The sequence below is a fragment of the Haemophilus parainfluenzae genome, from assembly GCF_003253005.1.
Lineage (GTDB): Bacteria > Pseudomonadota > Gammaproteobacteria > Enterobacterales > Pasteurellaceae > Haemophilus_D > Haemophilus_D parainfluenzae_M.
On the sequence record NZ_QEPZ01000003.1, the window covers coordinates 221757 to 243842 of the forward strand.

A 22086-nucleotide genomic window follows, 5' to 3' on the forward strand; every position below is an offset into this window, starting at 1 on the left:
ACCCCTCTATTAAGCTACGTAACAGATGATCTCACCGCCTAAGCCCGCTTGACGAGCTGCACGGTCAGTCATAACACCTTTAGATGTAGAAATTACAGCAACACCTAAACCACCCATAACTTTTGGTAATTCGTCTTTACGTTTGTAAATACGAAGACCAGGACGGCTTACACGTTGGATGCTTTCTACAACCGGTTTGCCTTGGAAATATTTTAAAGTAATTTCCAATTCAGGTTTTGCACCTTCTAAAACTTTAACGCTTTCGATATACCCTTCAGCAGCTAATACGTTGGCAATTGCCACTTTTAGCTTGGAAGAAGGCATATTGATTGCAACTTTGTTCGCAGCTTGACCGTTACGAATACGAGTCAACATATCTGCGATTGGATCTTGCATACTCATTGTACTTTTTCTCCGATTCCAAAATAAAGTGGTATATTACCAGCTCGCTTTTTTAAGGCCTGGGATCTCACCGCGCATAGCAGCTTCACGAACCTTAATACGGCTTAAACCAAACTTACGTAAAACGCCGTGAGGACGTCCAGTTTGGCGGCAACGGTTACGTTGACGACTAGGGCTAGAATCACGTGGTAAAGTTTGTAACTTTAACACTGCATTCCAACGATCTTCGTCAGAGGCATTGACATCAGAAATGATTTTCTTTAATTCTGCACGTTTAGCGAAGAATTTTTCAGCCAATTTAACGCGTTTTACATCGCGTGCTTTCATTGATTGTTTTGCCATTATAACCTGCCTTATTTACGGAATGGGAAATTAAAGGCAGCAAGTAGTGCTTGACCTTCTTCATCATTCTTAGCAGTAGTTGTGATAGTGATATCTAAACCACGTACACGATCTACTTTATCGTAATCGATTTCAGGGAAGATGATTTGTTCACGCACACCCATGCTGTAGTTACCACGACCATCAAATGATTTCGCGCTTAAACCGCGGAAGTCACGAATACGTGGAACAGCAATTGTAATTAAACGTTCAAAGAACTCCCACATACGCTCACCGCGTAGTGTTACTTTACAACCGATTGGATATCCCTGACGGATTTTAAAGCCAGCAACAGATTTACGAGCTTTAGTTACTAAAGGTTTTTGACCGCTAATTGCTGCTAAGTCCGCTACTGCGTTGTCTAGCAATTTCTTATCGGTCAATGCTTCACCCACACCCATATTCAGGGTAATCTTTTCGATTCGTGGGACTTGCATGACAGATTTGTAGCCGAATTTATTTTTTAACTCGTTTACTACTTGATCTCTGTAGTAATCATGCAGTTTCGCCATCGCATTACTCCAGTTTGTTAGATAATTTCATTGTTAGATTTGAAGAAACGTACTTTTTTGCCGTCTTCGAATCTAAAACCTACACGGTCAGCTTTGTTTGTTTTTGGATTGAAAATCGCAACGTTAGAAGCATCGATAGCCGCTTCTTTTTTCACTAAACCACCAGCTTGTCCTAAAGCAGGAACTGGTTTTTCATGTTTAGTGATGATGTTGATACCTTCAACAAACACTTTACCGTTTGGTAACACTTTAGTTACCTTGCCACGCTTGCCTTTATCTTTACCGGCAAGTACGATTACTTCATCGTTTTGACGAATTTTTGCAGCCATTTCTCACTTCTCCTTACAGTACTTCTGGTGCCAAAGAAATGATCTTCATGAATTTCTCAGAACGAAGTTCACGAGTCACAGGTCCAAAAATACGAGTACCGATTGGTTGCTCTGTGTTATTGTTTAAAATTACACAAGCGTTACCATCGAAGCGAATGACTGATCCGTCTGGGCGACGAACACCCTTCTTGGTGCGCACAACAACTGCTTTTAATACATCACCTTTTTTAACTTTACCGCGTGGAATTGCTTCTTTCACAGTAACTTTGATGATATCGCCAATAGCAGCATAACGACGGTGCGATCCACCTAGAACCTTGATACACATTACGCTGCGAGCACCAGAGTTATCGGCAACATCCAGCATAGTCTGTTCTTGGATCATATTTTATGCTCCGTTAAGTTAATAATACACCCTTGCGGGACGAACCTATCCATGCCTTATAAAGATATATGGCGGATAGGTGGCGGAGTTTACCAAAAGAAGAATATAAAAGCAACGATAATTTTTCTTTATCCCTTTTTCTGCTATTCCCAAAATGAGGCAGACATTTACCGCGTTTTTGAATAAAAAAATATAGGTAAGATATTATAAAAAAACCTCTAACGATTTTGTTAGAGGGGGTTGATTTTTAATACTTTTTTACGCACCTTTCTGGAGAATCAGATCATATGATATATTTAATAAATTCAGTAAATCAATACTAAAAACTTTATCAAGTCCTATCAAAATCACTGCTAGCCAAGCAACCCCCTAATATAAGTACAGCAATCCCTTCCGTGTCCGAAATAAAACCGCCTTTCATAAAACATCCACCATCAATACATTAAAATCACTTCACTTTCTTAGGAAAAATTTCTTTTCCTAACAGCCACAAATATGTATCCAAGTCTTTTAAAGAGAAATTATCTAAACCAAAGGTTTTATTGAAATCAAGCAACACCTCATTAAACCGTTGATAGTTTTTAAGTTCTTTATGTTTAAACGTCGAAAAAGGATAGACTTTATTTAACGCCACTAATATTTTATCGACGTAGCTGTCATAAATAGGAAAAAATTTGGATTGTGATGGCTACAATATTTGGTAGCGAAAGAATAGAAATCTCTTTTCTTACCATCACTCATGGTCACTTCTTTAATTTCATCCACCAAAGAAATATCGCCTTGTTTTAAGCGGTTATCTAAATTTGGAATCGTCAAAATATGCTTAGCTACAGCATAAGTATTAAAAATATTAGTGCTATAAAAATCATTTAACGTTGATGATTTAAGCAAAACATCATTAATATCCGTATTATGTGGAAGTAAATTAAATAACTTCTCTAATGCTTTTTCTCGTAATACATAATTTTCTAGCGTTTCACGCTTTGCCAGATAATGCTTAACTTGTTTAGCACTAGGTTTTTCTAAATTAATCATTAGTCTAACTCTCTGGTTACTGTCGCCACGCTAGTAAAATCACAGTTCTTACAAGCGTAGGTTTCGTCTTCTATCACTTTCATCACTTTGATAAAACGGGTTTTACTTTTGCCTGATGAAGTGGTTTCTGTGGCCTCTTTATTTGCAGGGTAACGTTCGACTACTTTGACATCCTTAAGATAAACAGAATCACTCTTATCACATTTTGGACATCTATATCCCTCATCTGCAATCTCTTTCACGTTATAATCGTAAGCGCTAACCTCAGAGGTTCGATAATCGCACTGTGTACATCCTGTTACGTCTTCGAAATCTCTTTTCCAACTATCCATTCTACGCCCATCTTCATTGATAATGCCATTAAAGACATATGGCCCTCTAGTATCTTCATCAAATAACCTTTTTATCGCGTTATCTGCGCCACATTTAGGACATCTTACGGCTGCGGCCTTTTTTTCCGCCTTTTCTTTTTTCTCAATAAAATATCCTATGATCGCCAGCAGAACTAAGACACCAGCACCGACGCCGATCCATTCAAGCCATCCCATAAATTAAAACCTCCAAAAATTAAATAAATAGATTGAATACAAGCTAACACTTTGTTTGATAATTTGTTTTAGTTGTTATGTCAATAATAACTAAAAGAAGTATACTTGTTTGCTAAATAACTATTTTTAAATGGAAAACTTGAAAATATTTCTATGAATATTGGACTGTTTTGCAACTACATTGCAATGCCTCGCTCTGGGCTATGCCCATCTTCCCCGTAAACAGAGAGAGAAAAAAGAAAGAATCGAGAGTAAAGAAGCTTTCCAAAATCCGCTTTCGACTGGAACGAATAGGAAGGAAGTGCGGTAATTTTTAAATAAGTTTTTCGTTATGTAAAAAGCCAACGGCATTTACCATTGGCTTTTATTTTTTAACTTGTTAATTAAGCAATAACTGCTTTCTCAACAACACGAACTAAAGTCCAAGATTTGGTTTTAGAGAGAGGGCGACATTCGCGAATCTCTACTACATCACCTAATTTGGCTTCGTTGTTCTCATCGTGTACGTGTAATTTAGTTGTACGACGGATAAATTTACCGTATAACGGATGTTTTACCTTACGTTCAATAGCAACAACGAAAGATTTTTCCATTTTGTCGCTAACAACTTTACCTTGTACGCTACGAATTTTATCAGTCATTACTCACCCGCCTTCTCAGTTAAAATGGTTTTAACGCGTGCGATATCACGACGCACTTGTTTAGTCTGATGGGTTTGTTGAAGCTGACCGGTGGCTGTTTGCATACGCAATTTGAATTGTTCACCTAAAAGGTTTACTAATTCATCATTCAGCTCTTCAACACTTTTTGTACGTAAATCTTGAGCTTTCATTACATCACCGTCTTAGTTACGAAGGTAGTCTTGATTGGCAATTTAGCAGCTGCTAATGCAAATGCTTGTCTTGCGATCTCTTCAGACACACCATCCATTTCATAAAGTACTTTACCCGGTTGGATTAAGGCTACCCAGTACTCAACGTTACCTTTACCTTTACCCATACGGACTTCTAATGGTTTTTCAGTAATTGGTTTATCTGGGAAAACACGGATCCAGATTTTACCTTGACGTTTAACTGCACGTGTCATTGCACGACGAGCCGCTTCAATTTGACGAGCGGTTAAACGACCACGACCAACTGCTTTTAACCCGAATGTACCGAAGCTAACTTCAGTACCACCCGCGATACCACGGTTACGGCCTTTGTGAACTTTACGGAATTTTGTACGTTTTGGTTGCAACATTTAGCGTTTCTCCTTACTTACGACCTTTGCCACGCGGAGCCTTTTTAGGCTTGTCGGCAGGTTGTTGTTCTGATTGCGCAACTGCAGCCATTCCACCCAAAATTTCACCTTTGAAGATCCATACTTTAACGCCGATTACGCCGTATGTAGTATGAGCTTCTGCAGTGTTATAATCGATGTCCGCACGAAGAGTATGTAGAGGTACACGACCTTCACGATACCATTCAGAACGTGCGATTTCTGCACCACCTAAACGACCGCTAACTTCAACTTTGATACCTTTAGCACCTAAACGCATTGCGCTTTGTACCGCACGTTTCATAGCACGACGGAACATTACACGACGTTCTAATTGAGAAGCGATGCTGTCTGCAACTAATTTTGCATCTAATTCCGGTTTTTTCACTTCAGCAATGTTGATTTGAGCCGGAACGCCAGCGATTTGAGACACTGCGTTACGTAATTTTTCAACATCTTCACCTTTTTTACCGATAACGATACCAGGGCGAGCTGTGTGAATTGTTACACGAATACTTTTAGCTGGACGCTCAATAGTAATACGTGAAACCGAAGCGTTTGCTAATTCTTTAGTTAAGAATTTGCGTACTTTGAAGTCACCGTCAAGATTGTCGGCGAAATCTTGTGTATTCGCGAACCAAGTAGAGTTCCAAGGTTTTACAATACCTAGGCGAATACCATTTGGATTTACTTTTTGACCCATTGCTATTCCTCTACTTATTAACGATCTGACACAACCACAGTGATGTGGCTAGTACGTTTTAAAATACGATCTGCACGACCTTTAGCACGTGGCATAACACGTTTCATGCTAGGACCTTCGTCAACGAAGATTTTAGCAACTTTAAGATCATCGATATCTGCACCATCATTATGCTCTGCGTTAGCAATAGCTGACTCTAATACTTTTTTCACTAAAGCCGCAGCTTTTTTGTTAGTAAAAGTTAAGATTTCTAATGCTTGCGCAACTTTTTTACCACGAATTAAATCGGCAACTAAGCGAGCTTTTTGGGCAGAAGTGCGAGCGTAACGATGTTTTGCGATAGTTTCCATCTATTTACCTCTTATTTCTTAGCTTTCTTATCTGCCGCGTGACCGCGGTATGTACGAGTCGGTGCAAATTCACCTAATTTATGGCCGATCATTTCATCAGATACATAAACAGGAACGTGCTGACGACCATTATGGACTGCGATGGTCAATCCGATCATTGAAGGAATGATCATTGAACGACGGGACCAAGTTTTGATTGGTTTTTTATCCCCGCTTTCCACCGCCTTCTCTACCTTCTTCAACAAGTGTAGGTCAAGGAAAGGACCTTTCTTGAGAGAACGTGGCATGGCTTATCCTCTTATTAATTTAAATTATTTGCCACGACGACGTACGATGAATTTATCAGTACGTTTGTTGTGACGAGTTTTCTTACCTTTAGTTTGAACGCCCCAAGGAGTTACTGGGTGTTTACCAAAGTTACGACCTTCACCACCACCGTGTGGGTGATCTACTGGGTTCATTGCAGTACCACGAACTGTAGGGCGAATGCCTCTCCAGCGGTTAGCACCAGCTTTACCCAATACGCGAAGCATATGTTCTGAGTTACCAACTTCACCGATTGTAGCAACACATTCAGCTAATACTTTACGCATTTCACCTGAACGTAAACGTAAAGTTACGTAGTTGCCTTCACGAGCGATGATTTGTACATAAGCACCAGCAGAACGAGCGATTTGACCGCCTTTACCTGGTTTTAATTCAACGTTATGTACTGTTGAACCAACTGGGATATTACGCATTGGTAATGAGTTACCCACTTTAATAGGTGAGTTAACGCCAGATTGGATTTGATCGCCAACTGACAAACCTTTAGGTGCTAAGATATAACGGCGTTCACCATCTTTATAAAGCACTAAAGCAATGTTAGCTGAACGGTTTGGATCATATTCTAAACGTTCAACAACCGCTGGGATATCTAACTTGTTACGTTTGAAATCGATTAAACGGTAATGTTGTTTATGACCACCACCGATGTGGCGAGTGGTAATACGACCATAATTGTTACGACCACCAGTTTTAGATTTAGTATCTAGAAGAGGAGCGTAAGGTTTACCCTTGTGTAATTCAGGGTTCACGATTTTAACAACGTGACGACGACCAGCGGAGGTCGGCTTACATTTAACGATAGCCATTCTCTAATTTCCTCCGATTACTCTGCACTGTCCACGAAGTCCAAGTTTTGGCCTTCGGCTAAAGTTACATAAGCTTTTTTCCAGTCGCTGCGACGACCCATTTTGTTACCACGGCGTTTAGTTTTACCTTTAACAACCACAGTACGAACTGAGTCAACTTTTACTTCAAATAATTGAGCAACAGCAGCAGCAATTTCAGCTTTGTTCGCATCTAAAGCAACTTTAAGTACAACTGTGTTAGATTTTTCAGCATTGTTAGTTGCTTTTTCAGAGATGTGCGGTGCACGTAGCACGCTTAGCAAACGTTCTTGACTCATGCTAGGATCTCCTCAATTTGTTTCACAGCGTCAACAGTAACAATCACTTTATCGAAAGCGATTAAACTAACTGGATCGATACCTTGAACATCACGTACATCAACTTTATATAAGTTACGTGCTGCTAAGAATAGATTTTCATCTAAACTTGCTGTGATAATTAACGCATCTTCAACTGCTAAATCTTTTAATTTTTGTACTAAAACTTTAGTTTTTGGTGCATCTAATTCGAATTTTTCAACAACAACCAAACGGTCTTGACGAACTAATTCAGAAAGAATGCTTTTGATAGCACCACGGTACATTTTCTTGTTCACTTTTTGGCTGTGATCTTGTGGTTTAGCCGCGAAGGTTGTACCACCAGAACGCCAGATTGGTGATTTGATATCACCAGAACGAGCACGACCTGTACCTTTTTGACGCCAAGGTTTTTTACCTGAACCAGACACTTCAGCACGAGTTTTTTGCGCACGAGTACCTTGACGAGCACCTGCTGCATAAGCAACAACAACTTGGTGAATCAAAGCTTCGTTAAACTCACGTCCGAAGGTAGTTTCAGAAACAGTTAGTGCGTTTGCACCTACAACTTGTAATTCCATCTCTATCTCCTAGACTTATGCTTTAACTGCCGGCTTAACGATAACATCGCCATTGATAGCACCAGGTACAGAACCTTTTACTAATAGCAATTTACGCTCAGCATCTACACGAACAACTTCAAGTGATTGAACGGTTACACGCTCAGCACCTAAATGTCCTGCCATTTTTTTACCTTTAAACACACGACCTGGAGTTTGGTTTTGACCAATAGAACCAAGTACACGATGTGATAAAGAGTTACCGTGTGTAGCATCTTGAGTACGGAAGTTCCAACGTTTAACACCACCTTGGAAACCTTTACCTTTAGAAGTACCAGTAACATCTACTTTTTTAACATCTGCAAAGATGTCAACATTGATTTCTTGACCTAAAGTGAATTCTTCACCTTCAGTACGAAATTCCCATAAACCGCGACCAGCTTCAACACCTGCTTTCACGAAATGACCTGCTTCAGGTTTAGTTACACGATTCGCTTTTTTAGAACCAGTAGTAACTTGAACTGCAGTATAGCCATCGTTTTCAAGAGTTTTAACTTGAGTTACGCGGTTGGCTTCGATTTCGATAACGGTAACTGGTACTGAAACACCGTCTTCATTGAAGATACGGGTCATACCAACTTTACGACCGACTAAACCAATCATTGTAATAACCTCTTAATTAACCTAGGCTGATCTGCACGTCCACGCCGGCAGCCAAATCTAAACGCATTAATGCATCAACAGTTTTTTCTGTTGGCTCTACGATATCTACTAAACGTTTGTGTGTACGAATTTCGTATTGATCACGCGCGTCTTTGTTCACGTGTGGAGAAATCAACACGGTGAAACGCTCTTTACGAGTTGGTAAAGGGATTGGACCACGAACTTGTGCACCAGTACGTTTAGCTGTTTCTACGATCTCCGCAGTAGATTGATCGATCAAACGGTGATCGAAAGCTTTTAAGCGGATACGGATTCTTTGGTTCTGCATTAGACCAGAGCTCCAATAAAATTTAGCTAATAAAAAACCAACACCAATCACAATTCTAACTTCAAAATAGAAAAGGAGGTGTAAGTTACCTGTTATATAGTCTCCAAATCGGAAACATTGTTAGTATTACATATCGTAATACTCGTTTAATAAATGATTACATTAAACGGCTTTCAATATCTGAAAGCCCGTGGATATTACACAAAAACACCTAATTATGCAAGCTTTTTGTTCAATTAATTTCCACATACAAAAAGTGCGGTCATTTTCCCGAATGTTTTTCAGCTGAAAACACGACAAAAAATGACCGCACTTTAATATAAATGGAATCTATAGTTTGTTATCTAACATTGCAATATGTCTTGTTGCTGCAATCCAAGCGCCAACATAGCCCATAATCAAGCAGCTTACTAATAAGAAGATCAGCTCGCCTACGCCTAATCCATTGAGCTCAAATGTAACCGCAAAGATATCCGTCACATACTTCACCGCTGAAGTAAAGTACCCGACAATAAGACTGCTAAAGAGTGCTGCAACCAATCCGCCCAACACCGCATAAATCATGCCTGTATAAAGATAAGGACGAAGAATGAATTGATCTGTAGCACCCAATAGTTTCATCACATCAATGCTTGCTCGGCTGCTATAGACATCTGAGCGAATACTATTTCCGATAACAAGGAATACCGCAATAGTCATCAAAACCGTGCAGAAAATTGCCACATGCGCAAATAGCCACGAAAGTGCGGTCAATTTTTCCATCCAATCATTATCTAGTCGAACTTCTTGCACGCCTTTAATTTTATTTAAATTTGCGCGTAACTCAGCTCGTTTTTCTGATTCATTAAACGCTTTAGACGGTTTCACCATCACCACCGCCGGCAATGGGTTGTCATCTAAAATTTCTAACTCTTCACCAAAACCAGACCAACTTTTAAATTCTTTCAAACTGTCTTGGCGAGAAACATAATTTAACGATTCAACACCTTCTTGCTGACGAATTTTTTCTACCACTAAGTTAGCATCTTCTTCACTTAAATTTTTATGTAAATAGATTGTGAGCTCACTTTCCGGATAAAATTGAGTTGTCGCTAAGTGTAAATTTTTCCATAACAAATAGCTCACCGTTGGAATCGTTAGAGACACGGCAATAACTAAAATTGTTAGCAATGTACCAAATTTACGTTTTACCAAATCGCCCCAAACAGAACGCAAAGTATAAGCAGTTTGCACGCCAAAAGAAGCATCAATACGTCTTGTCATTTTTTATCCTTAATAGCGTAAATAGCCTTGTTCAAGTACAAGACATGGTTTTGGTTTTTTTTGAATTAAATTGATATCGTGTGTCGCAATCAATACAGTCATGCCTAAACGATTGAACTCTTCAAAAAGATTAAAAATCCCTAAGGAAAGTTCATCATCAAGATTGCCTGTCGGCTCATCCGCTAATAAAAGTTGCGGTTTATGTACGATTGCACGCGCGATATCTACGCGTTGTTGCTCACCACCTGAGATTTGTGGCGGCATATAATTGGCCTTACTACGTAAGCCCACACGATCTAATGCAACCAATGCTCGCGTATGTGCTTCTTTCGGGTTCATTCCCGCAATAATCAATGGCAACGCCACATTTTCTGCTACGCTACGATCCGTTAATAGACGGTAATCTTGGTGAACCATACCAATTTGGCGACGTAAAAATGGGATTTCATATTTCGACAAGCGAGTAATATCATGGCCATTAAACCAAATATTACCGGCATTCGCCTTTTCCATTCCCATGATTAATTTAAGCAAGGTACTTTTACCCGCGCCAGAATGCCCAACAAGATAAGTCATACTTCCGACAGGAAGATGAAAATTCAAACCCTGCAAGGCCGGCTGAGTCGCACCGTGATAAGCTTTAGAGACATTTGAAAATCGAATCACTTTATTATTCCTTTTTATTCTTCATTTTCGTGAACAAACAATGCTTCAATAAATTCTTCTGCATTAAATTCGCGTAAATCTTCAATCTTTTCACCCACACCAATATAACGAATTGGTAAATTAAACTGATCTGCAATGGCGAAAATTACCCCACCTTTTGCTGTACCGTCTAACTTGGTTAATGAGATACCGGTTAGTCCAACTGCTTCATCAAAGAGTTTAGCTTGGCTAATTGCATTTTGTCCTGTACCCGCATCAAGAGTAAGCATAATTTCGTGCGGTGCGGTTTCATCGTATTTTCTCATGACGCGAACAATTTTCTTCAATTCATCCATGAGATTATTCTTATTTTGTAAACGTCCTGCTGTATCCGCAATTAAAATATCAATATTACGTGCTGCAGCAGATTGCATCGCATCAAAAATCACCGATGCAGAATCTGAACCCGTACTTTGTGCCACCACCGGAATATTGTTACGCTCACCCCATACTTGAAGTTGTTCTACTGCTGCGGCACGGAAAGTATCCCCTGCAGCTAACATAACTGATTTACCTTCATTTTGGAATTTACGAGCTAACTTACCAATTGTGGTTGTTTTACCTACACCGTTTACGCCAACCATTAAAATAACGTACGGTTTTTTAGTCGTATCAATAACTAGCGGCTGCGCGACAGGTTTTAAGATCTCCGCCATTTCAACTTTAAGTTGTTGATAAAGCAATTCCGCATCTTGCAATTGTTTACGACTTGCGTGCTCCGTTAAATTTTTAATGATCTTATTAGTTGTTGGCACACCAATATCGGCAATCAAAAGTTGCTCTTCCAACTCATCAAATAAATCATCATCAATTTTTTTGCCTAAAAAGAAAGATCGGAAACCGGCACCAATATTTTGTTTGGTTTTGAGTAAGCCTTTGACTAAACGACTGAAAAAGCCGCCTTCACTTGGTTTTTCTTGCGTTTCGGTATTGATATCTGAACGTAATTCGTCTTTAACATCGTCAACAATTTCAGGCTCAATCTCCGCTTCAACCACAGGAAGATCTTCAATGACATTATCTTGTTCAATAATGCTTTCTGCTGGCTCTGCTGTAGGAAGTGCGGTTGAAATTTCTTCTGTTTTTACCGTTTCTTCGTCAATTGTTTCAATCACCGGTGTATCTAAAACAGGTTCAATATTGACCGCACTTTCAAGTGAAATCACTTGTTCTACGATAGGTTCAAGATGCTCAACAACGACCTCTTCTGCTTTATCTTCTTGCAGTTGTTCAGCTAATTCCTGTAATTCTTCCTGTTCAACTTGTTCTAATTGAACGTTCTCTTCAGCGTGAACAATTTCTTCCTCAGGTGAAACATCGGCAGGTTCTACAGATGGCTCTTCAATAATTGGCTCAATTTTTTGTTCTTCTTGCTTTTTATTGCGACCAAAAAGGGAGGCCCAAAATCCACCTTTTTTCTTTTCTTCTGACATAAATTCTTCTCTTAAACACAAATCTGTAAAAAATACTGCCTATTCTAGCAAAAAATCGTCTAAACTAAGCACAATTTTCACTAAAAATCTGTTTCTTTATGAAAAAAATGCAAGTTCAAAATGCCAAAGGCGAAGTTCGAATCATCGCAGGTCTTTGGCGAGGGCGAAAATTACCGGTTTTAAATGCGGAAGGTTTGCGTCCAACAGGCGATCGCGTAAAAGAAACCTTATTCAACTGGTTGATGCCTTATATTGTAAATAGCCATTGTCTTGATTGCTTTGCGGGCAGTGGCTCACTTGGCTTTGAGGCTCTTTCTCGTCAAGCGAAACAGATAACGTTTTTAGAGTTAGATAAAACCGTCGCGAATCAATTAAAGAAAAATTTGCAAACCCTAAAAACAACGAGCGAACAAGCTCAGGTAATCAATCAAAATAGCTTAGAATTTCTAAAACAAGCGCAAAATCAACCGCACTTTGATGTGGTATTTTTAGATCCGCCTTTCCATTTTGGTTTAGCAGAACAAGTGATAGCCCTTTTAGAGGAAAAGAATTGGCTGTTACCTCATGCGTTGATTTATGTTGAAACAGAAAAAGACAAACCACTTAGCGTGCCTGACAATTGGCAATTACTAAAAGAAAAAACTGCAGGCATGGTGAGCTACCGCCTGTATCAAAAAGATTAGGAAATTATTATGTTAGATATTGTGTTATACGAACCTGAAATTCCACAAAATACGGGAAATATTATTCGTCTTTGTGCGAATACTGGCTTTCGCCTCCATTTAATCGAGCCACTTGGCTTTACCTGGGATGATAAAAAATTACGTCGCTCGGGTCTGGATTATCATGAATTTGCCGAAATCAAAAAGCATAAAACTTTTGAAGCCTTTTTAGAAAGTGAAAAACCGAAACGTCTTTTGGCACTTACAACAAAAGGCGGACCAGCACATAGCGAAGTGCAATTTGAATTAGGGGATTATTTAATGTTTGGTCCAGAAACACGTGGTATTCCGATGTCTATTTTAGATAGTATGCCAATGGAACAAAAAATTCGTATCCCAATGACAGCAAATAGCCGCAGCATGAACTTATCTAACTCAGTAGCTGTTGCAGTTTATGAAGCTTGGCGGCAACTTGGTTACGAAGGCGCGGTAAATTTAAATCGATAAAAACCAATAAAATGACTGCTTATTTTCCAAACAAAAATAAGCAGCTTTCTTTTTGCATTTAATTTGTGATCTCGATCACATATTTATAATTTTAAGATTCCCTTTTTACCAAAACAGCAGTATAAATGAATTACATTTAGAGAGGGATCTCGATGTACCCACTTGATCTATCAAGCTCTAGTCTTTCTTGACTCTTCAAGCAAACCTTCCCCGTTGTCCTAAATAAAGAATTGGCAATCAAATGATTTGCCTTCCGTTTTTATCCCTTAAATTTAATAACTAAATATTGCAGCAAAATTAGTTTCATCTCACATCAATAAGGAGGTTGGGTGAATGAAGTTAATTTTGAATTGGTCGAAACAGCAGTGGCTAGGCATGGATGCTTACCAAAAAGTGCGGTCAATTTTGGCCGCACTTCCCATTTCTATCATTTGCAAATCACCAACTTGGTGTTGCTATTTTCTAAATAATCCGCAATTTGTTTTGGCACATCATCAGTGAAAAGATAATCCACGTCTTTGAGTTCCCCTAATCGCACAATGGCTTGTCGAGAAAATTTTGAATGATCAGTCGCTAATAACGTTTGGCGTGAGCTTTCTATAATGGCACGTTTCACTTGGACTTCATGATAATCATAGTCCAATAATGAACCATCAAGGTCAATCGCACTAATACCCAGAATCCCAAAATCTAAACGGAATTGCGAAATAAAATTAACCGTTGCCTCACCAATGATTCCACCATCCTTACGCAAGGAACCACCCGCCATCGTAATATCAAAGGTTTCATTTTGACGTAATAAATGAGCCGCATTGAGATTATTCGTCACAATGCGCAAACGTTCATGATTTAACAAGGCACTTGCTACCGCTTCAGGCGTGGTTCCAATATCAATAAATAAGGAGGCACCATTTGGAATACGTTTTACTACCTCACGGGCAATAGCACTTTTTTGGGAAGGGAAAAATTGTTTACGTTCAATATAATCAGAATTTTCTGCGGTAGAAGAAGGAGCTGCACCTCCATGATGGCGACGAATTAAATCTTGTTCCGCAAGGATATTCAGATCACGTCGAATAGTCTGTGGGCTGACTTCCAGTTCGATAACCAGCTCTTCTGTGCTGGCATATCCTTTTAGCTTTACAAGCTCAATTATTTTCTGATGGCGTAATGATTGCTTCATATAAATGCCTATAAATTTGAATTAGCTAAACGATTTAGCTCTAATTTTACTCTGCAGAAATCCCCAAACCAATCCTAAGATAAAGCCTGAAATGTGAGCAGCGTTCCCTATATTAATACCAAAAAGCGGACTAATAAAGCCAAATACAAGCCCTACCAGTAACATTGTAAAAAAGCCTTCTGGTAAGTCAAAACTATGCGGGTGCAATTTGTCCACCACCAACACATAACCTAACACGGCATAAACCACACCAGATAGCCCGAAAAAGGCGGGACCGGTAAAATAATTCTGTACAGCGCCACTCACTGCAGCTGAGACTAAAACTAATAATAAAAAATGGAGAGAACCAAATCGGCGTTCAATCGCGCCACCAAATAACCAAAACCACGAAAGGTTAAATAAAATATGCGGTACCGACAAATGAACAATAGCATGAGTGAAATAGCGCCATACTTCCTGATCTTCCCAAGAATAAGCCGGATAATGGAATAAATCCATAATTGGCTCTTCAAATCCGATATTCTGCAAGAGATAAATCAACGCACAAAGTGCGGTCAAAATAAACGTAATTTTTTTCTTTCTTAATAGACGTTTCACCAATTTTCTCTCTTGAATCCCATCAGTTTCGCTACCAAATAAAGGCTGCATTTGCTATATTCCTTTTTCATTTAATTTTGTTCATCATATAAGGTTCATTATGAAAAAACAAACTATGCCGACAGGATTTAGTGGCTTCGCTTGGGGACTTGCGGCATTTTGTTTACCCATTTTACTGTGGCCTATGGCCTCTCTGCTTTCCACTGCTTTTGTGAAAAACCCTACACTGAGCGACTTTCAGATCGATCTTTTCTCGATTATCTTTTGGGTTTATCCCTTTGTTTTAGTCTTAATTGCGCGTTTACTTTATAAATTGCATCAACATAAACCAAAACTCGCCGTAAAATTATTACTGTTAAGTGCGATCATTTTTTATGTCGTTTTAATCTCAGTTTGCTACATTGGTTTTAACGCTTAAGAACATAACAAGACAATAGACAACAAAAAAGGGAGCTTTCGCTCCCTTTTAAATTATGTTCCTAATAATCAAAAATATAACTTAAAAACCCTGTAGATTTTAACTACACTTAACCGCCATAACCCCTTCCAGATATCATCAATAAATCATCTTTTAGTATAAATTAAACCAATCACATTTTATTACACTAACAGAAGATAAAAATATTTTGTGACAGCTATCACAAAACAAACATTCTTAGTTTGAAACGTTTCAATAAAAAGATCAATAATTAACCTGAAATATTAATACGTTTCAAAATAGGAGACCTGCAATGAAACTACACTTTCTTGGTACCGGTGCCTCAGAAGGCATTCCAAACCCTTATTGTAAATGTGAGTTATGCGAACAAGTTAGGAAAACAGGAGGACGTGATGTAAGAACTCGTTCTTCTGCAATTATTGATGATGAAATTCAAATCGATATTTCTCCTGAATTTTTTCATCAAGCCAATGTAAATCATATTGATGTAACAAAAATTAAAGATTTACTCATCACTCATACTCATCCTGATCATTTTAATGTAGGAGAACTACATAATCGTGTAAGAAATTTTGCATTCAATGTTGAACATCCTATGTACATATACGGTAGCGATAAAGCAATTAACGGCTGTTTAAATGGCATTGTTGATCTGACTCCAGATCGTTTTAATCTTTCTATTCTTATTCCATTTGTCACCATTACTACTAGCAGCGGTGCAAAAATTACTCCACTTATCGCTAATCATGAAAAATGGGAAATGTGCTATATCTATTTTATTGAGAAAAATGGCAAAACACTGCTATACGGACATGACTCTGGCTATTATGGAGATTTAACATGGAACTGGTTAGAAAATAAAAAAATCGATTTAATCGTATTAGAGTGTACATATGGCTATCGTCAAAATGACAAAACCAATAATCATATGAGTATTGAAACCGTAATCAATATGAAACAAAAATTCAAGGAGAACAATAATTTATCACAACAAACACAAATTCTAACATCTCATCATTCTCATAGTTGCGGGTTTGATTATCAAAGTTTGGTAGAAATTTTTAAACCTCACCAAATTGAAGTCGCCTATGATGGATTAATTAAAAATATTTAAATTAGGAGAACGGATCATGTTTAAAATTCCCCGTCTTTTCGTGATGATGTTTATGCAATATTTTGTGCAAGGTGCTTGGAATATGACTATCGGAGCTGTACTTGCTACCTACAATATGAAAGAAAGTATTGGAACAACTTATTCTTTACTGGGACTCGCAACAATTATTTCGCCATTATTTATTGGTATGATTGCCGATCGCTTCTTTGCTTCACAAAAAGTAATTTCAATTTTACACATCTTAAATGGCTTAGTTATGTTGCTACTACCTACTTATATTTTAGAAGGTAATGTCACAGCATTTTTATTCATTATTTTCATTGTTGGTTTGCTATACTATCCAACCACAGCACTCTCCAATAGCATTGCCTTTCACCATATTTCAGAACAAAAACTGTTCCCATATATCCGAGTATTCGGCAATATCGGTTTTATTGTAATTGGCCTCATTATGGGTTATTACAAGATTTTTGATAATGTGATTGTCTTTAAAGTAGCTGCAATTTCAGCAATTATTTGCGGACTATATTGCCTTACATTACCAAACACACCACCAACAGCTAAAGGTTCAAAATTAGATCTTCGTACTATTTTCTGCTTAGATGCTCTGTCTCTCTTTAAAGATCGCTATTTTACAATCTTTATGTTGGCAACATTTGTTCTCATGATTACCAAAACAGCTTATAGTGCCTATATTCCAGTCTATTTAAAAGTTTTGGATATGAACTCAGCTAATATGATGCAAATTGCTGTAGGTGCAGAAGTTCTATTTATGGTCTTACTAGTCAGCATGCTGAAAAAATTTGGTTTTAAAGTAGTAATCATGCTAGGTATTATTGGATGGGTTATCCGAATGTTTATTTTCTCTCATGCTGCTACTTCTGATGATTATTTCACATATATTCTTATTGGCTTATTATTACAAGGAGTTTGCTGGGACTTCTTCTTTACTGCAGGCGATGTATATGTGAATTCTAAAGCCCATGAAAGCATTAAAGCCCAAGCACAGGGGTTACGTTTTATAGTCTCTAATGGATTTGGTGTATTTATGGCATCCTCTGTTATCGGGGCAATTAATAATCATGTTGTCACCGAAAAAAGCATGCCACTTGCAGCCCCACAATGGTCTGAATTCTGGTTATACCCTGCCGTTGTCGCCTTAATTGTTGGAATTTTATTCTGGATCTTCTTTAAAGATACAGAAGAATTTAAAAAATAATAAAATGATAGGGTGCAACTTTGCACCCTTTTAGGAAAAGTTATGTGGCTTTCTTTAGACTTTTTACAACAAAATTTATCCGATATTTATCATCTATCTGCCTGGATAAAATTATTATTTGCTGCATTATTAGGAGGAATGATTGGATTTGAGCGAGAAAGTAAGCGAAAACCAGTGGGAATTAAAACTTGTATTATTATTGCAGTTACCACTTGCATTCTAACTACTGTATCCATTCATTCGGCCGAATATTACGCCTCTCTTTCTAACAATATCCGTACAGACCCAATGCGGCTTGCTGCTCAAGTGATTAGTGGTATTGGTTTCATTGGCTCAGGTGTTATATTACACAAAAGCGATGATGTTGTTTCAGGTATTACTACTGCGGCAATGATTTGGAGCTCCGCAGGCATTGGCATAACCATTGGTGCAGGATTCTATGGTGATGCCATTGCAGTAGCTTTAGTAATTTTACTCACATTAAAATACAGCCATTATTTAAAACTTATTGTACCTAAAAAGCAGACGAATAATCGAGCAACCATTATTTTAAAAGTATTAAACAATAATATAGAACGCGTAATTAATGACCTAGAAAATCACCAATGTGATATTGATAGCATTAACATTAAAGAGCAATCGCAAAATTGTACTATATTATCAATCTCAGCAAACCTTACTGATAGAAATTCTTATTTAGAAATTTATCAATATCTTAAAAATCTCCATGATATTCGTGATATTGAAATGAATTATGCTTAATTCAAAAACTATTCAGATTAATTATTTATAAAAGAGAATATATTATGAGTACATTTATTTTAACTGAACATCCACACCGTCGATTTAATCCTTTAAAAAATCAATGGGTTTTAGTCTCACCCCATCGTGCCAAACGACCATGGCAAGGGCAACAGGAAGAAGTCATTGATGATAATAAACCAAGCTATGATCCTGAATGCTATCTATGTCCTGGTAATAAACGTATCACTGGCGAATTGAACCCAATATATAGCGAACCTTTTGTGTTCAAAAATGACTTTTCTGCCTTACTTAGTGATACCCCCTCCTATGAAAAAAATGATGACCCTCTATTCAAAATTTCGGCTACGCAAGGTGAAAGTAGAGTGATTTGCTTTTCACCTGATCACAGTAAAACACTGCCACAACTTACCATACCTGAAATCGAACTGATTATCCGAGTATGGCAAGAACAGGTTTATGAACTAAAACAACGTTATCAATGGGTTCAAATTTTTGAGAATAAAGGTACAATAATGGGATGTTCAAATCCACACCCTCATGGTCAAATTTGGGCAAGTAATTTCTTACCAAATGAAATAATAATTGAAGATAAATACCAAGCAGAATACTATCAAAAATATGGAACACAATTATTACTTGATTATGTAAAACGTGAATTAGAAAAAAGTGAACGCATCGTAGCTGAAACTGAGGATTGGGTAGCCGTAGTCCCTTATTGGGCAACCTGGCCCTTTGAAACCTTATTACTTCCAAAATCGAAACAATTTAAATCGATTGAAGAATTAAACCAGACAGAACGTGAAGATTTAGCTCTTGTATTAAAAAAACTCACAACTCGTTACGATAATTTATTCAAGATAAGTTTTTCTTATTCTATGGGCTTCCACTTCGCCCCATTTAATAGTAAGGATAATTCTCATTGGCAGTTACACGCTCACTTCTATCCCCCACTTTTACGTTCAGCAACCATTCGTAAGTTTATGGTAGGCTACGAAATGCTGGCGGAAAATCAACGTGATCTAACGCCTGAACAAGCTGCTGAACGCTTGAATTCTGTAAGCGATACTAAACATTATAAAGAATATCTATAAAGCTAGATATTACGAAAAATATTCGCTATTTTTTCAACTGCAACATCTGTATTAAATTGATTATTAAGAAAAGCAAAAAGGATTAATCCGATTTGCTTTTCAATTTTCACCAAATCAATAGCATGACCTTTTGCATCCACATTTTCACGAACACCATTAAAATTTATTTTCTCAATTAGAGAAATCCAAGGAGACTGTCTAATCAATGCTTGATTCATTAATACATTTTTCCTTGCCGAAACACCACCAAGACGAACATAACGTTCATGTATTTCATCATTTAAAAACCATTCAAAAAACAACCGCACTTCTTCGTATTTTTCACATCCTTTCACTATTGCTAAACTTCCTCCACCAATAAGAGGCATATTTCCAGGCACTGGTGCACAACCAATTGAACTCGGCATATTGTGAGATAAATGAGAATAATGATTGGAATAAATCATTAACATTGCTGTTTCTTTTTTCTCAAAACATTCTACTGCTTTATCCCACCAACTGCCGTGTAACAATACCGCATTATCTTTTAACTCTGCTAAATTTTCTAAGACACAAAATGCAATTTCTCTACTAAATGCCGATACATCCTGTGCAAGAATTGGCTTGTTTGCTAACGAGTAATAACGAACTAAAAATTCAAGTGCTAGAATCTCAGGATTATCAATTAATGCTGTTCCATAACGAATAGGTGACTTAAGCATAAGATTATGGTCAAAAAAACGTGCAATACGATTAAACTCCTCGAATGTTCTTGGAGGCATTAAATCAGTCTTATATTGTTCATAAAAAAGCCGCTGCGTAATCATATCGTCAAAAATGGCTTTATGATAAAATAGAACCTGAATACTCGGATCAAATGGAATTGCATAGAGCTGGTCATTAACCAAACAAAATCGTTTAATCAAATTATTAGAATAGTGAGAAGCTAGTTCTTCTTGCTGAATAAAATTAAATGGTTGAAGATAACTGGCCAATAGCGGTAAACGCTCCATATCAAGACGCACAATATCATATTGTTTAGCTTGTTTTGGATTCGTCAAAACTTCGGAAATACTGACAAAAGGTACTGTATCAATCTGTACTTGAATACCTGTTTGCCGTTTAAAATGTGGGAGTATTTTCTTTAACGCCTCAATAGAAGGGCTCGATATTGCTAAAATACGCAATGAACTATGCAATATATCTGATTTTTTAAATAAAAACCCCTTATCTTGATAAAATAACTCAAGACATTCACCTTCTATAATATGAATAATGTTCCTAACAATAAAATCATAACTAATATAATAGGAAATGAACCTCTCATCATGACTAAATTGATGATTAATCGTATAAATTTTTGGAGGGGATTGATTACAAAAGTAAAATGCATTATAAATCTCTTCAGCATGCAAAATATTTAGCGTAACAATTGAAGAAAGATGCTCATCCTCAATAAATTTCACAACTTCAAATGGATGTTTTAAAAAACAATAAACTAATTCAACAGCTTCTTTTATTTTATACTTTTGATTTGAAACAATACCAATTCGCTTATCTCCATTTCCTTTAGCTTCCTTAACAACATTAGTTAGAATAGATTCATAATCAAGCCCAAGATAATATTTGGCATTTTTTATCTCTCTATAAAGAAAGATAATTTTAACTAATTCAATATCAAAATATTGCTTATATTCATTTGCATCAGGTAAACAAGATACAACAATCACAAATGTAGTATTCTCACCTGAAATTTTCTCGAGAAACAAACGCTCTTTACTTGGATTATTATCAGTTAAATAAAGATTTAATTGATAACCCTTCTGAGAAAAATACCCTTCTAAAGATTCATAAAGTAAATAATATTCAGGTGATGAGATAGAAGGAAATATAACTGCAATCTGATTACTTCCGCCAGACTTTAAAAAACTAGCTTGAATATTTTTCTGATAACCCAGTTTTTTTATTGCATCGTTTACCAAATTAATTTTTTCCAAACTGACGTTATGCTTTTTGTTTAGCACATTGGAAACAGTACCTAACGACACACCAGCTTCTTTCGCTATATCTTTTATCGTCGCCATAATTCTCTACTCCTGATTATTTAACTTGTATTGTAGGGGATCAAGTCATAAAAATCATCAACGCTTTCAGAATTTGGATATGAATGAAATCTAAGTAGTATTCTAGTCAAAGGCTAACCCT

Annotated in this window: 30 protein-coding genes and 1 pseudogene; 7 read left to right on the forward strand and 24 right to left on the reverse strand. The window is 37.3% G+C overall.

The features are described from left to right. Window positions 1-9 precede the first annotated feature (9 nt). The 21 genes and pseudogenes from rpsH to ftsY form a co-directional block, all read right to left on the reverse strand. On the reverse strand, window positions 10-402 hold the full coding sequence (rpsH, locus tag DPV97_RS05435; protein ID WP_005625877.1) for a 30S ribosomal protein S8: 393 nt from the start codon (window positions 400-402) through the stop codon (window positions 10-12). 36 nt (window positions 403-438) lie between these two features. Beyond that, window positions 439-744: a 30S ribosomal protein S14 gene (gene rpsN, locus DPV97_RS05440; protein ID WP_007242504.1), complete on the reverse strand. Its 306-nt coding sequence runs from the start codon at window positions 742-744 to the stop codon at window positions 439-441. Window positions 745-755: 11 nt separating this feature from the next. Next, a complete protein-coding gene (rplE, locus tag DPV97_RS05445; RefSeq protein ID WP_005695093.1) occupies window positions 756-1295 on the reverse strand; it encodes a 50S ribosomal protein L5 in 540 nt (179 codons plus the stop codon). Between the two features lie 17 nt (window positions 1296-1312). After that, a complete protein-coding gene (gene rplX / locus DPV97_RS05450) occupies window positions 1313-1624 on the reverse strand; it encodes a 50S ribosomal protein L24 (protein WP_005695092.1) in 312 nt (103 codons plus the stop codon). A gap of 13 nt (window positions 1625-1637) precedes the next feature. Beyond that, entirely contained in the window at window positions 1638-2009 is a 372-nt protein-coding gene (gene rplN / locus DPV97_RS05455) for a 50S ribosomal protein L14 (RefSeq protein ID WP_005619403.1), read from the reverse strand. A 448-nt stretch (window positions 2010-2457) separates the two neighbouring features. Then, window positions 2458-3044 (reverse strand): annotated as a pseudogene (gene dag1 / locus DPV97_RS09710) (Dag1 family anti-phage DNA glycosylase). Beyond that, window positions 3044-3592 (reverse strand): hypothetical protein, encoded by a 549-nt coding sequence (locus tag DPV97_RS05465; protein WP_070712519.1) that lies wholly within the window; start codon window positions 3590-3592, stop codon window positions 3044-3046. Before DPV97_RS05465 ends, dag1 begins: the two are co-directional and overlap by 1 nt. Before the next feature lie 383 nt (window positions 3593-3975). Then, complete coding sequence (gene rpsQ, locus DPV97_RS05470) at window positions 3976-4233, reverse strand: 30S ribosomal protein S17 (RefSeq protein ID WP_005695091.1); 258 nt, start codon at window positions 4231-4233, stop codon at window positions 3976-3978. After that, window positions 4233-4424 (reverse strand): 50S ribosomal protein L29, encoded by a 192-nt coding sequence (gene rpmC / locus DPV97_RS05475; RefSeq protein WP_070712521.1) that lies wholly within the window; start codon window positions 4422-4424, stop codon window positions 4233-4235. Before rpmC ends, rpsQ begins: the two co-directional genes overlap by 1 nt. Beyond that, window positions 4424-4834: a 50S ribosomal protein L16 gene (gene rplP / locus DPV97_RS05480; RefSeq protein ID WP_005695088.1), complete on the reverse strand. Its 411-nt coding sequence runs from the start codon at window positions 4832-4834 to the stop codon at window positions 4424-4426. The genes rpmC and rplP overlap by 1 nt, the downstream gene beginning before the upstream one ends. A gap of 13 nt (window positions 4835-4847) precedes the next feature. Beyond that, window positions 4848-5555 (reverse strand): 30S ribosomal protein S3, encoded by a 708-nt coding sequence (gene rpsC, locus DPV97_RS05485; RefSeq protein WP_005640982.1) that lies wholly within the window; start codon window positions 5553-5555, stop codon window positions 4848-4850. A 17-nt stretch (window positions 5556-5572) separates the two neighbouring features. After that, entirely contained in the window at window positions 5573-5905 is a 333-nt protein-coding gene (gene rplV, locus DPV97_RS05490) for a 50S ribosomal protein L22 (protein WP_005625897.1), read from the reverse strand. Window positions 5906-5916: 11 nt separating this feature from the next. After that, window positions 5917-6192 (reverse strand): 30S ribosomal protein S19, encoded by a 276-nt coding sequence (gene rpsS, locus DPV97_RS05495; protein ID WP_005539416.1) that lies wholly within the window; start codon window positions 6190-6192, stop codon window positions 5917-5919. A gap of 24 nt (window positions 6193-6216) precedes the next feature. Then, window positions 6217-7038: a 50S ribosomal protein L2 gene (gene rplB, locus DPV97_RS05500; RefSeq protein ID WP_014064570.1), complete on the reverse strand. Its 822-nt coding sequence runs from the start codon at window positions 7036-7038 to the stop codon at window positions 6217-6219. Between the two features lie 17 nt (window positions 7039-7055). Further along, entirely contained in the window at window positions 7056-7355 is a 300-nt protein-coding gene (rplW, locus tag DPV97_RS05505) for a 50S ribosomal protein L23 (protein ID WP_005632756.1), read from the reverse strand. Beyond that, on the reverse strand, window positions 7352-7954 hold the full coding sequence (gene rplD, locus DPV97_RS05510) for a 50S ribosomal protein L4 (RefSeq protein WP_005695085.1): 603 nt from the start codon (window positions 7952-7954) through the stop codon (window positions 7352-7354). Before rplD ends, rplW begins: the two co-directional genes overlap by 4 nt. A 15-nt stretch (window positions 7955-7969) precedes the next feature. Further along, window positions 7970-8596 carry a 50S ribosomal protein L3 gene (gene rplC, locus DPV97_RS05515; RefSeq protein ID WP_005632753.1) on the reverse strand — a complete coding sequence of 209 codons (627 nt, stop codon included), beginning with the start codon at window positions 8594-8596 and terminating at the stop codon, window positions 7970-7972. 16 nt (window positions 8597-8612) lie between these two features. Further along, window positions 8613-8924, reverse strand: a complete 312-nt coding sequence (rpsJ, locus tag DPV97_RS05520; protein ID WP_001181005.1) for a 30S ribosomal protein S10 — start codon at window positions 8922-8924, stop codon at window positions 8613-8615. 330 nt (window positions 8925-9254) lie between these two features. After that, window positions 9255-10187 carry a permease-like cell division protein FtsX gene (gene ftsX / locus DPV97_RS05525; RefSeq protein ID WP_070712524.1) on the reverse strand — a complete coding sequence of 311 codons (933 nt, stop codon included), beginning with the start codon at window positions 10185-10187 and terminating at the stop codon, window positions 9255-9257. A gap of 9 nt (window positions 10188-10196) precedes the next feature. Next, a complete protein-coding gene (gene ftsE, locus DPV97_RS05530; RefSeq protein WP_014064568.1) occupies window positions 10197-10853 on the reverse strand; it encodes a cell division ATP-binding protein FtsE in 657 nt (218 codons plus the stop codon). A gap of 14 nt (window positions 10854-10867) precedes the next feature. Then, a complete protein-coding gene (ftsY, locus tag DPV97_RS05535; RefSeq protein WP_070712526.1) occupies window positions 10868-12325 on the reverse strand; it encodes a signal recognition particle-docking protein FtsY in 1458 nt (485 codons plus the stop codon). Window positions 12326-12423: 98 nt separating this feature from the next. On the opposite strand from ftsY, the gene rsmD reads away from it, so the two are divergent. Both rsmD and trmL read left to right on the forward strand, forming a co-directional pair. After that, the gene (gene rsmD, locus DPV97_RS05540; RefSeq protein ID WP_070712528.1) at window positions 12424-13008 is read left to right on the forward strand and encodes a 16S rRNA (guanine(966)-N(2))-methyltransferase RsmD; all 585 of its coding nucleotides are present in this window, start codon (window positions 12424-12426) and stop codon (window positions 13006-13008) included. Window positions 13009-13017: 9 nt separating this feature from the next. Beyond that, window positions 13018-13494, forward strand: coding sequence for a tRNA (uridine(34)/cytosine(34)/5-carboxymethylaminomethyluridine(34)-2'-O)-methyltransferase TrmL (gene trmL, locus DPV97_RS05545; RefSeq protein ID WP_070712529.1), 477 nt, complete (start codon window positions 13018-13020; stop codon window positions 13492-13494). 427 nt (window positions 13495-13921) lie between these two features. Here trmL and DPV97_RS05550 read toward each other — a convergent pair whose 3' ends face one another. Together DPV97_RS05550 and DPV97_RS05555 are read right to left on the reverse strand one after the other, a co-directional pair. Then, window positions 13922-14677, reverse strand: a complete 756-nt coding sequence (locus DPV97_RS05550) for a DeoR/GlpR family transcriptional regulator (RefSeq protein ID WP_049363946.1) — start codon at window positions 14675-14677, stop codon at window positions 13922-13924. Window positions 14678-14698: 21 nt separating this feature from the next. Further along, window positions 14699-15325, reverse strand: a complete 627-nt coding sequence (locus DPV97_RS05555; RefSeq protein WP_070712531.1) for a rhomboid family intramembrane serine protease — start codon at window positions 15323-15325, stop codon at window positions 14699-14701. 49 nt (window positions 15326-15374) lie between these two features. Here DPV97_RS05555 and DPV97_RS05560 point away from each other — a divergent pair, with 49 nt between their 5' ends. The 5 genes from DPV97_RS05560 to galT all read left to right on the forward strand — a co-directional run bounded on the left by DPV97_RS05560 (window position 15375) and on the right by galT (window position 19902). Further along, the gene (locus DPV97_RS05560) at window positions 15375-15692 is read left to right on the forward strand and encodes a DUF5389 domain-containing protein (protein ID WP_111382918.1); all 318 of its coding nucleotides are present in this window, start codon (window positions 15375-15377) and stop codon (window positions 15690-15692) included. Window positions 15693-16005: 313 nt separating this feature from the next. After that, entirely contained in the window at window positions 16006-16827 is an 822-nt protein-coding gene (locus DPV97_RS05565; protein ID WP_005695075.1) for an MBL fold metallo-hydrolase, read from the forward strand. Window positions 16828-16843: 16 nt separating this feature from the next. Then, window positions 16844-18046, forward strand: a complete 1203-nt coding sequence (locus tag DPV97_RS05570; protein WP_070712534.1) for an MFS transporter — start codon at window positions 16844-16846, stop codon at window positions 18044-18046. 42 nt (window positions 18047-18088) lie between these two features. After that, entirely contained in the window at window positions 18089-18808 is a 720-nt protein-coding gene (locus DPV97_RS05575; RefSeq protein ID WP_070712536.1) for an MgtC/SapB family protein, read from the forward strand. 44 nt (window positions 18809-18852) lie between these two features. Beyond that, window positions 18853-19902 carry a galactose-1-phosphate uridylyltransferase gene (gene galT, locus DPV97_RS05580; RefSeq protein ID WP_070712537.1) on the forward strand — a complete coding sequence of 350 codons (1050 nt, stop codon included), beginning with the start codon at window positions 18853-18855 and terminating at the stop codon, window positions 19900-19902. Between the two features lie 2 nt (window positions 19903-19904). Here the strand turns inward: galT and DPV97_RS05585 are convergent, their stop codons facing one another. Further along, entirely contained in the window at window positions 19905-21965 is a 2061-nt protein-coding gene (locus DPV97_RS05585) for a LacI family DNA-binding transcriptional regulator (RefSeq protein ID WP_070712539.1), read from the reverse strand. Between the last annotated feature and the right edge of the window lie 121 nt (window positions 21966-22086).

What these genes read in the sequence shown, in the direction of transcription:
- rpsH (WP_005625877.1), bottom strand. Translation starts at nt 402, where the DNA reads ATGAGTATGCAAGATCCAATCGCAGATATGTTGACTCGTATTCGTAAC.
- rpsN (WP_007242504.1), bottom strand. Translation starts at nt 744, where the DNA reads ATGGCAAAACAATCAATGAAAGCACGCGATGTAAAACGCGTTAAATTG.
- rplE (WP_005695093.1), bottom strand. Translation starts at nt 1,295, where the DNA reads ATGGCGAAACTGCATGATTACTACAGAGATCAAGTAGTAAACGAGTTA.
- rplX (WP_005695092.1), bottom strand. Translation starts at nt 1,624, where the DNA reads ATGGCTGCAAAAATTCGTCAAAACGATGAAGTAATCGTACTTGCCGGT.
- rplN (WP_005619403.1), bottom strand. Translation starts at nt 2,009, where the DNA reads ATGATCCAAGAACAGACTATGCTGGATGTTGCCGATAACTCTGGTGCT.
- DPV97_RS05465 (WP_070712519.1), bottom strand. Translation starts at nt 3,592, where the DNA reads ATGGGATGGCTTGAATGGATCGGCGTCGGTGCTGGTGTCTTAGTTCTG.
- rpsQ (WP_005695091.1), bottom strand. Translation starts at nt 4,233, where the DNA reads ATGACTGATAAAATTCGTAGCGTACAAGGTAAAGTTGTTAGCGACAAA.
- rpmC (WP_070712521.1), bottom strand. Translation starts at nt 4,424, where the DNA reads ATGAAAGCTCAAGATTTACGTACAAAAAGTGTTGAAGAGCTGAATGAT.
- rplP (WP_005695088.1), bottom strand. Translation starts at nt 4,834, where the DNA reads ATGTTGCAACCAAAACGTACAAAATTCCGTAAAGTTCACAAAGGCCGT.
- rpsC (WP_005640982.1), bottom strand. Translation starts at nt 5,555, where the DNA reads ATGGGTCAAAAAGTAAATCCAAATGGTATTCGCCTAGGTATTGTAAAA.
- rplV (WP_005625897.1), bottom strand. Translation starts at nt 5,905, where the DNA reads ATGGAAACTATCGCAAAACATCGTTACGCTCGCACTTCTGCCCAAAAA.
- rpsS (WP_005539416.1), bottom strand. Translation starts at nt 6,192, where the DNA reads ATGCCACGTTCTCTCAAGAAAGGTCCTTTCCTTGACCTACACTTGTTG.
- rplB (WP_014064570.1), bottom strand. Translation starts at nt 7,038, where the DNA reads ATGGCTATCGTTAAATGTAAGCCGACCTCCGCTGGTCGTCGTCACGTT.
- rplW (WP_005632756.1), bottom strand. Translation starts at nt 7,355, where the DNA reads ATGAGTCAAGAACGTTTGCTAAGCGTGCTACGTGCACCGCACATCTCT.
- rplD (WP_005695085.1), bottom strand. Translation starts at nt 7,954, where the DNA reads ATGGAATTACAAGTTGTAGGTGCAAACGCACTAACTGTTTCTGAAACT.
- rplC (WP_005632753.1), bottom strand. Translation starts at nt 8,596, where the DNA reads ATGATTGGTTTAGTCGGTCGTAAAGTTGGTATGACCCGTATCTTCAAT.
- rpsJ (WP_001181005.1), bottom strand. Translation starts at nt 8,924, where the DNA reads ATGCAGAACCAAAGAATCCGTATCCGCTTAAAAGCTTTCGATCACCGT.
- ftsX (WP_070712524.1), bottom strand. Translation starts at nt 10,187, where the DNA reads ATGACAAGACGTATTGATGCTTCTTTTGGCGTGCAAACTGCTTATACT.
- ftsY (WP_070712526.1), bottom strand. Translation starts at nt 12,325, where the DNA reads ATGTCAGAAGAAAAGAAAAAAGGTGGATTTTGGGCCTCCCTTTTTGGT.
- rsmD (WP_070712528.1), top strand. Translation starts at nt 12,424, where the DNA reads ATGAAAAAAATGCAAGTTCAAAATGCCAAAGGCGAAGTTCGAATCATC.
- trmL (WP_070712529.1), top strand. Translation starts at nt 13,018, where the DNA reads ATGTTAGATATTGTGTTATACGAACCTGAAATTCCACAAAATACGGGA.
- DPV97_RS05550 (WP_049363946.1), bottom strand. Translation starts at nt 14,677, where the DNA reads ATGAAGCAATCATTACGCCATCAGAAAATAATTGAGCTTGTAAAGCTA.
- DPV97_RS05555 (WP_070712531.1), bottom strand. Translation starts at nt 15,325, where the DNA reads ATGCAGCCTTTATTTGGTAGCGAAACTGATGGGATTCAAGAGAGAAAA.
- DPV97_RS05560 (WP_111382918.1), top strand. Translation starts at nt 15,375, where the DNA reads ATGAAAAAACAAACTATGCCGACAGGATTTAGTGGCTTCGCTTGGGGA.
- DPV97_RS05565 (WP_005695075.1), top strand. Translation starts at nt 16,006, where the DNA reads ATGAAACTACACTTTCTTGGTACCGGTGCCTCAGAAGGCATTCCAAAC.
- DPV97_RS05570 (WP_070712534.1), top strand. Translation starts at nt 16,844, where the DNA reads ATGTTTAAAATTCCCCGTCTTTTCGTGATGATGTTTATGCAATATTTT.
- DPV97_RS05575 (WP_070712536.1), top strand. Translation starts at nt 18,089, where the DNA reads ATGTGGCTTTCTTTAGACTTTTTACAACAAAATTTATCCGATATTTAT.
- galT (WP_070712537.1), top strand. Translation starts at nt 18,853, where the DNA reads ATGAGTACATTTATTTTAACTGAACATCCACACCGTCGATTTAATCCT.
- DPV97_RS05585 (WP_070712539.1), bottom strand. Translation starts at nt 21,965, where the DNA reads ATGGCGACGATAAAAGATATAGCGAAAGAAGCTGGTGTGTCGTTAGGT.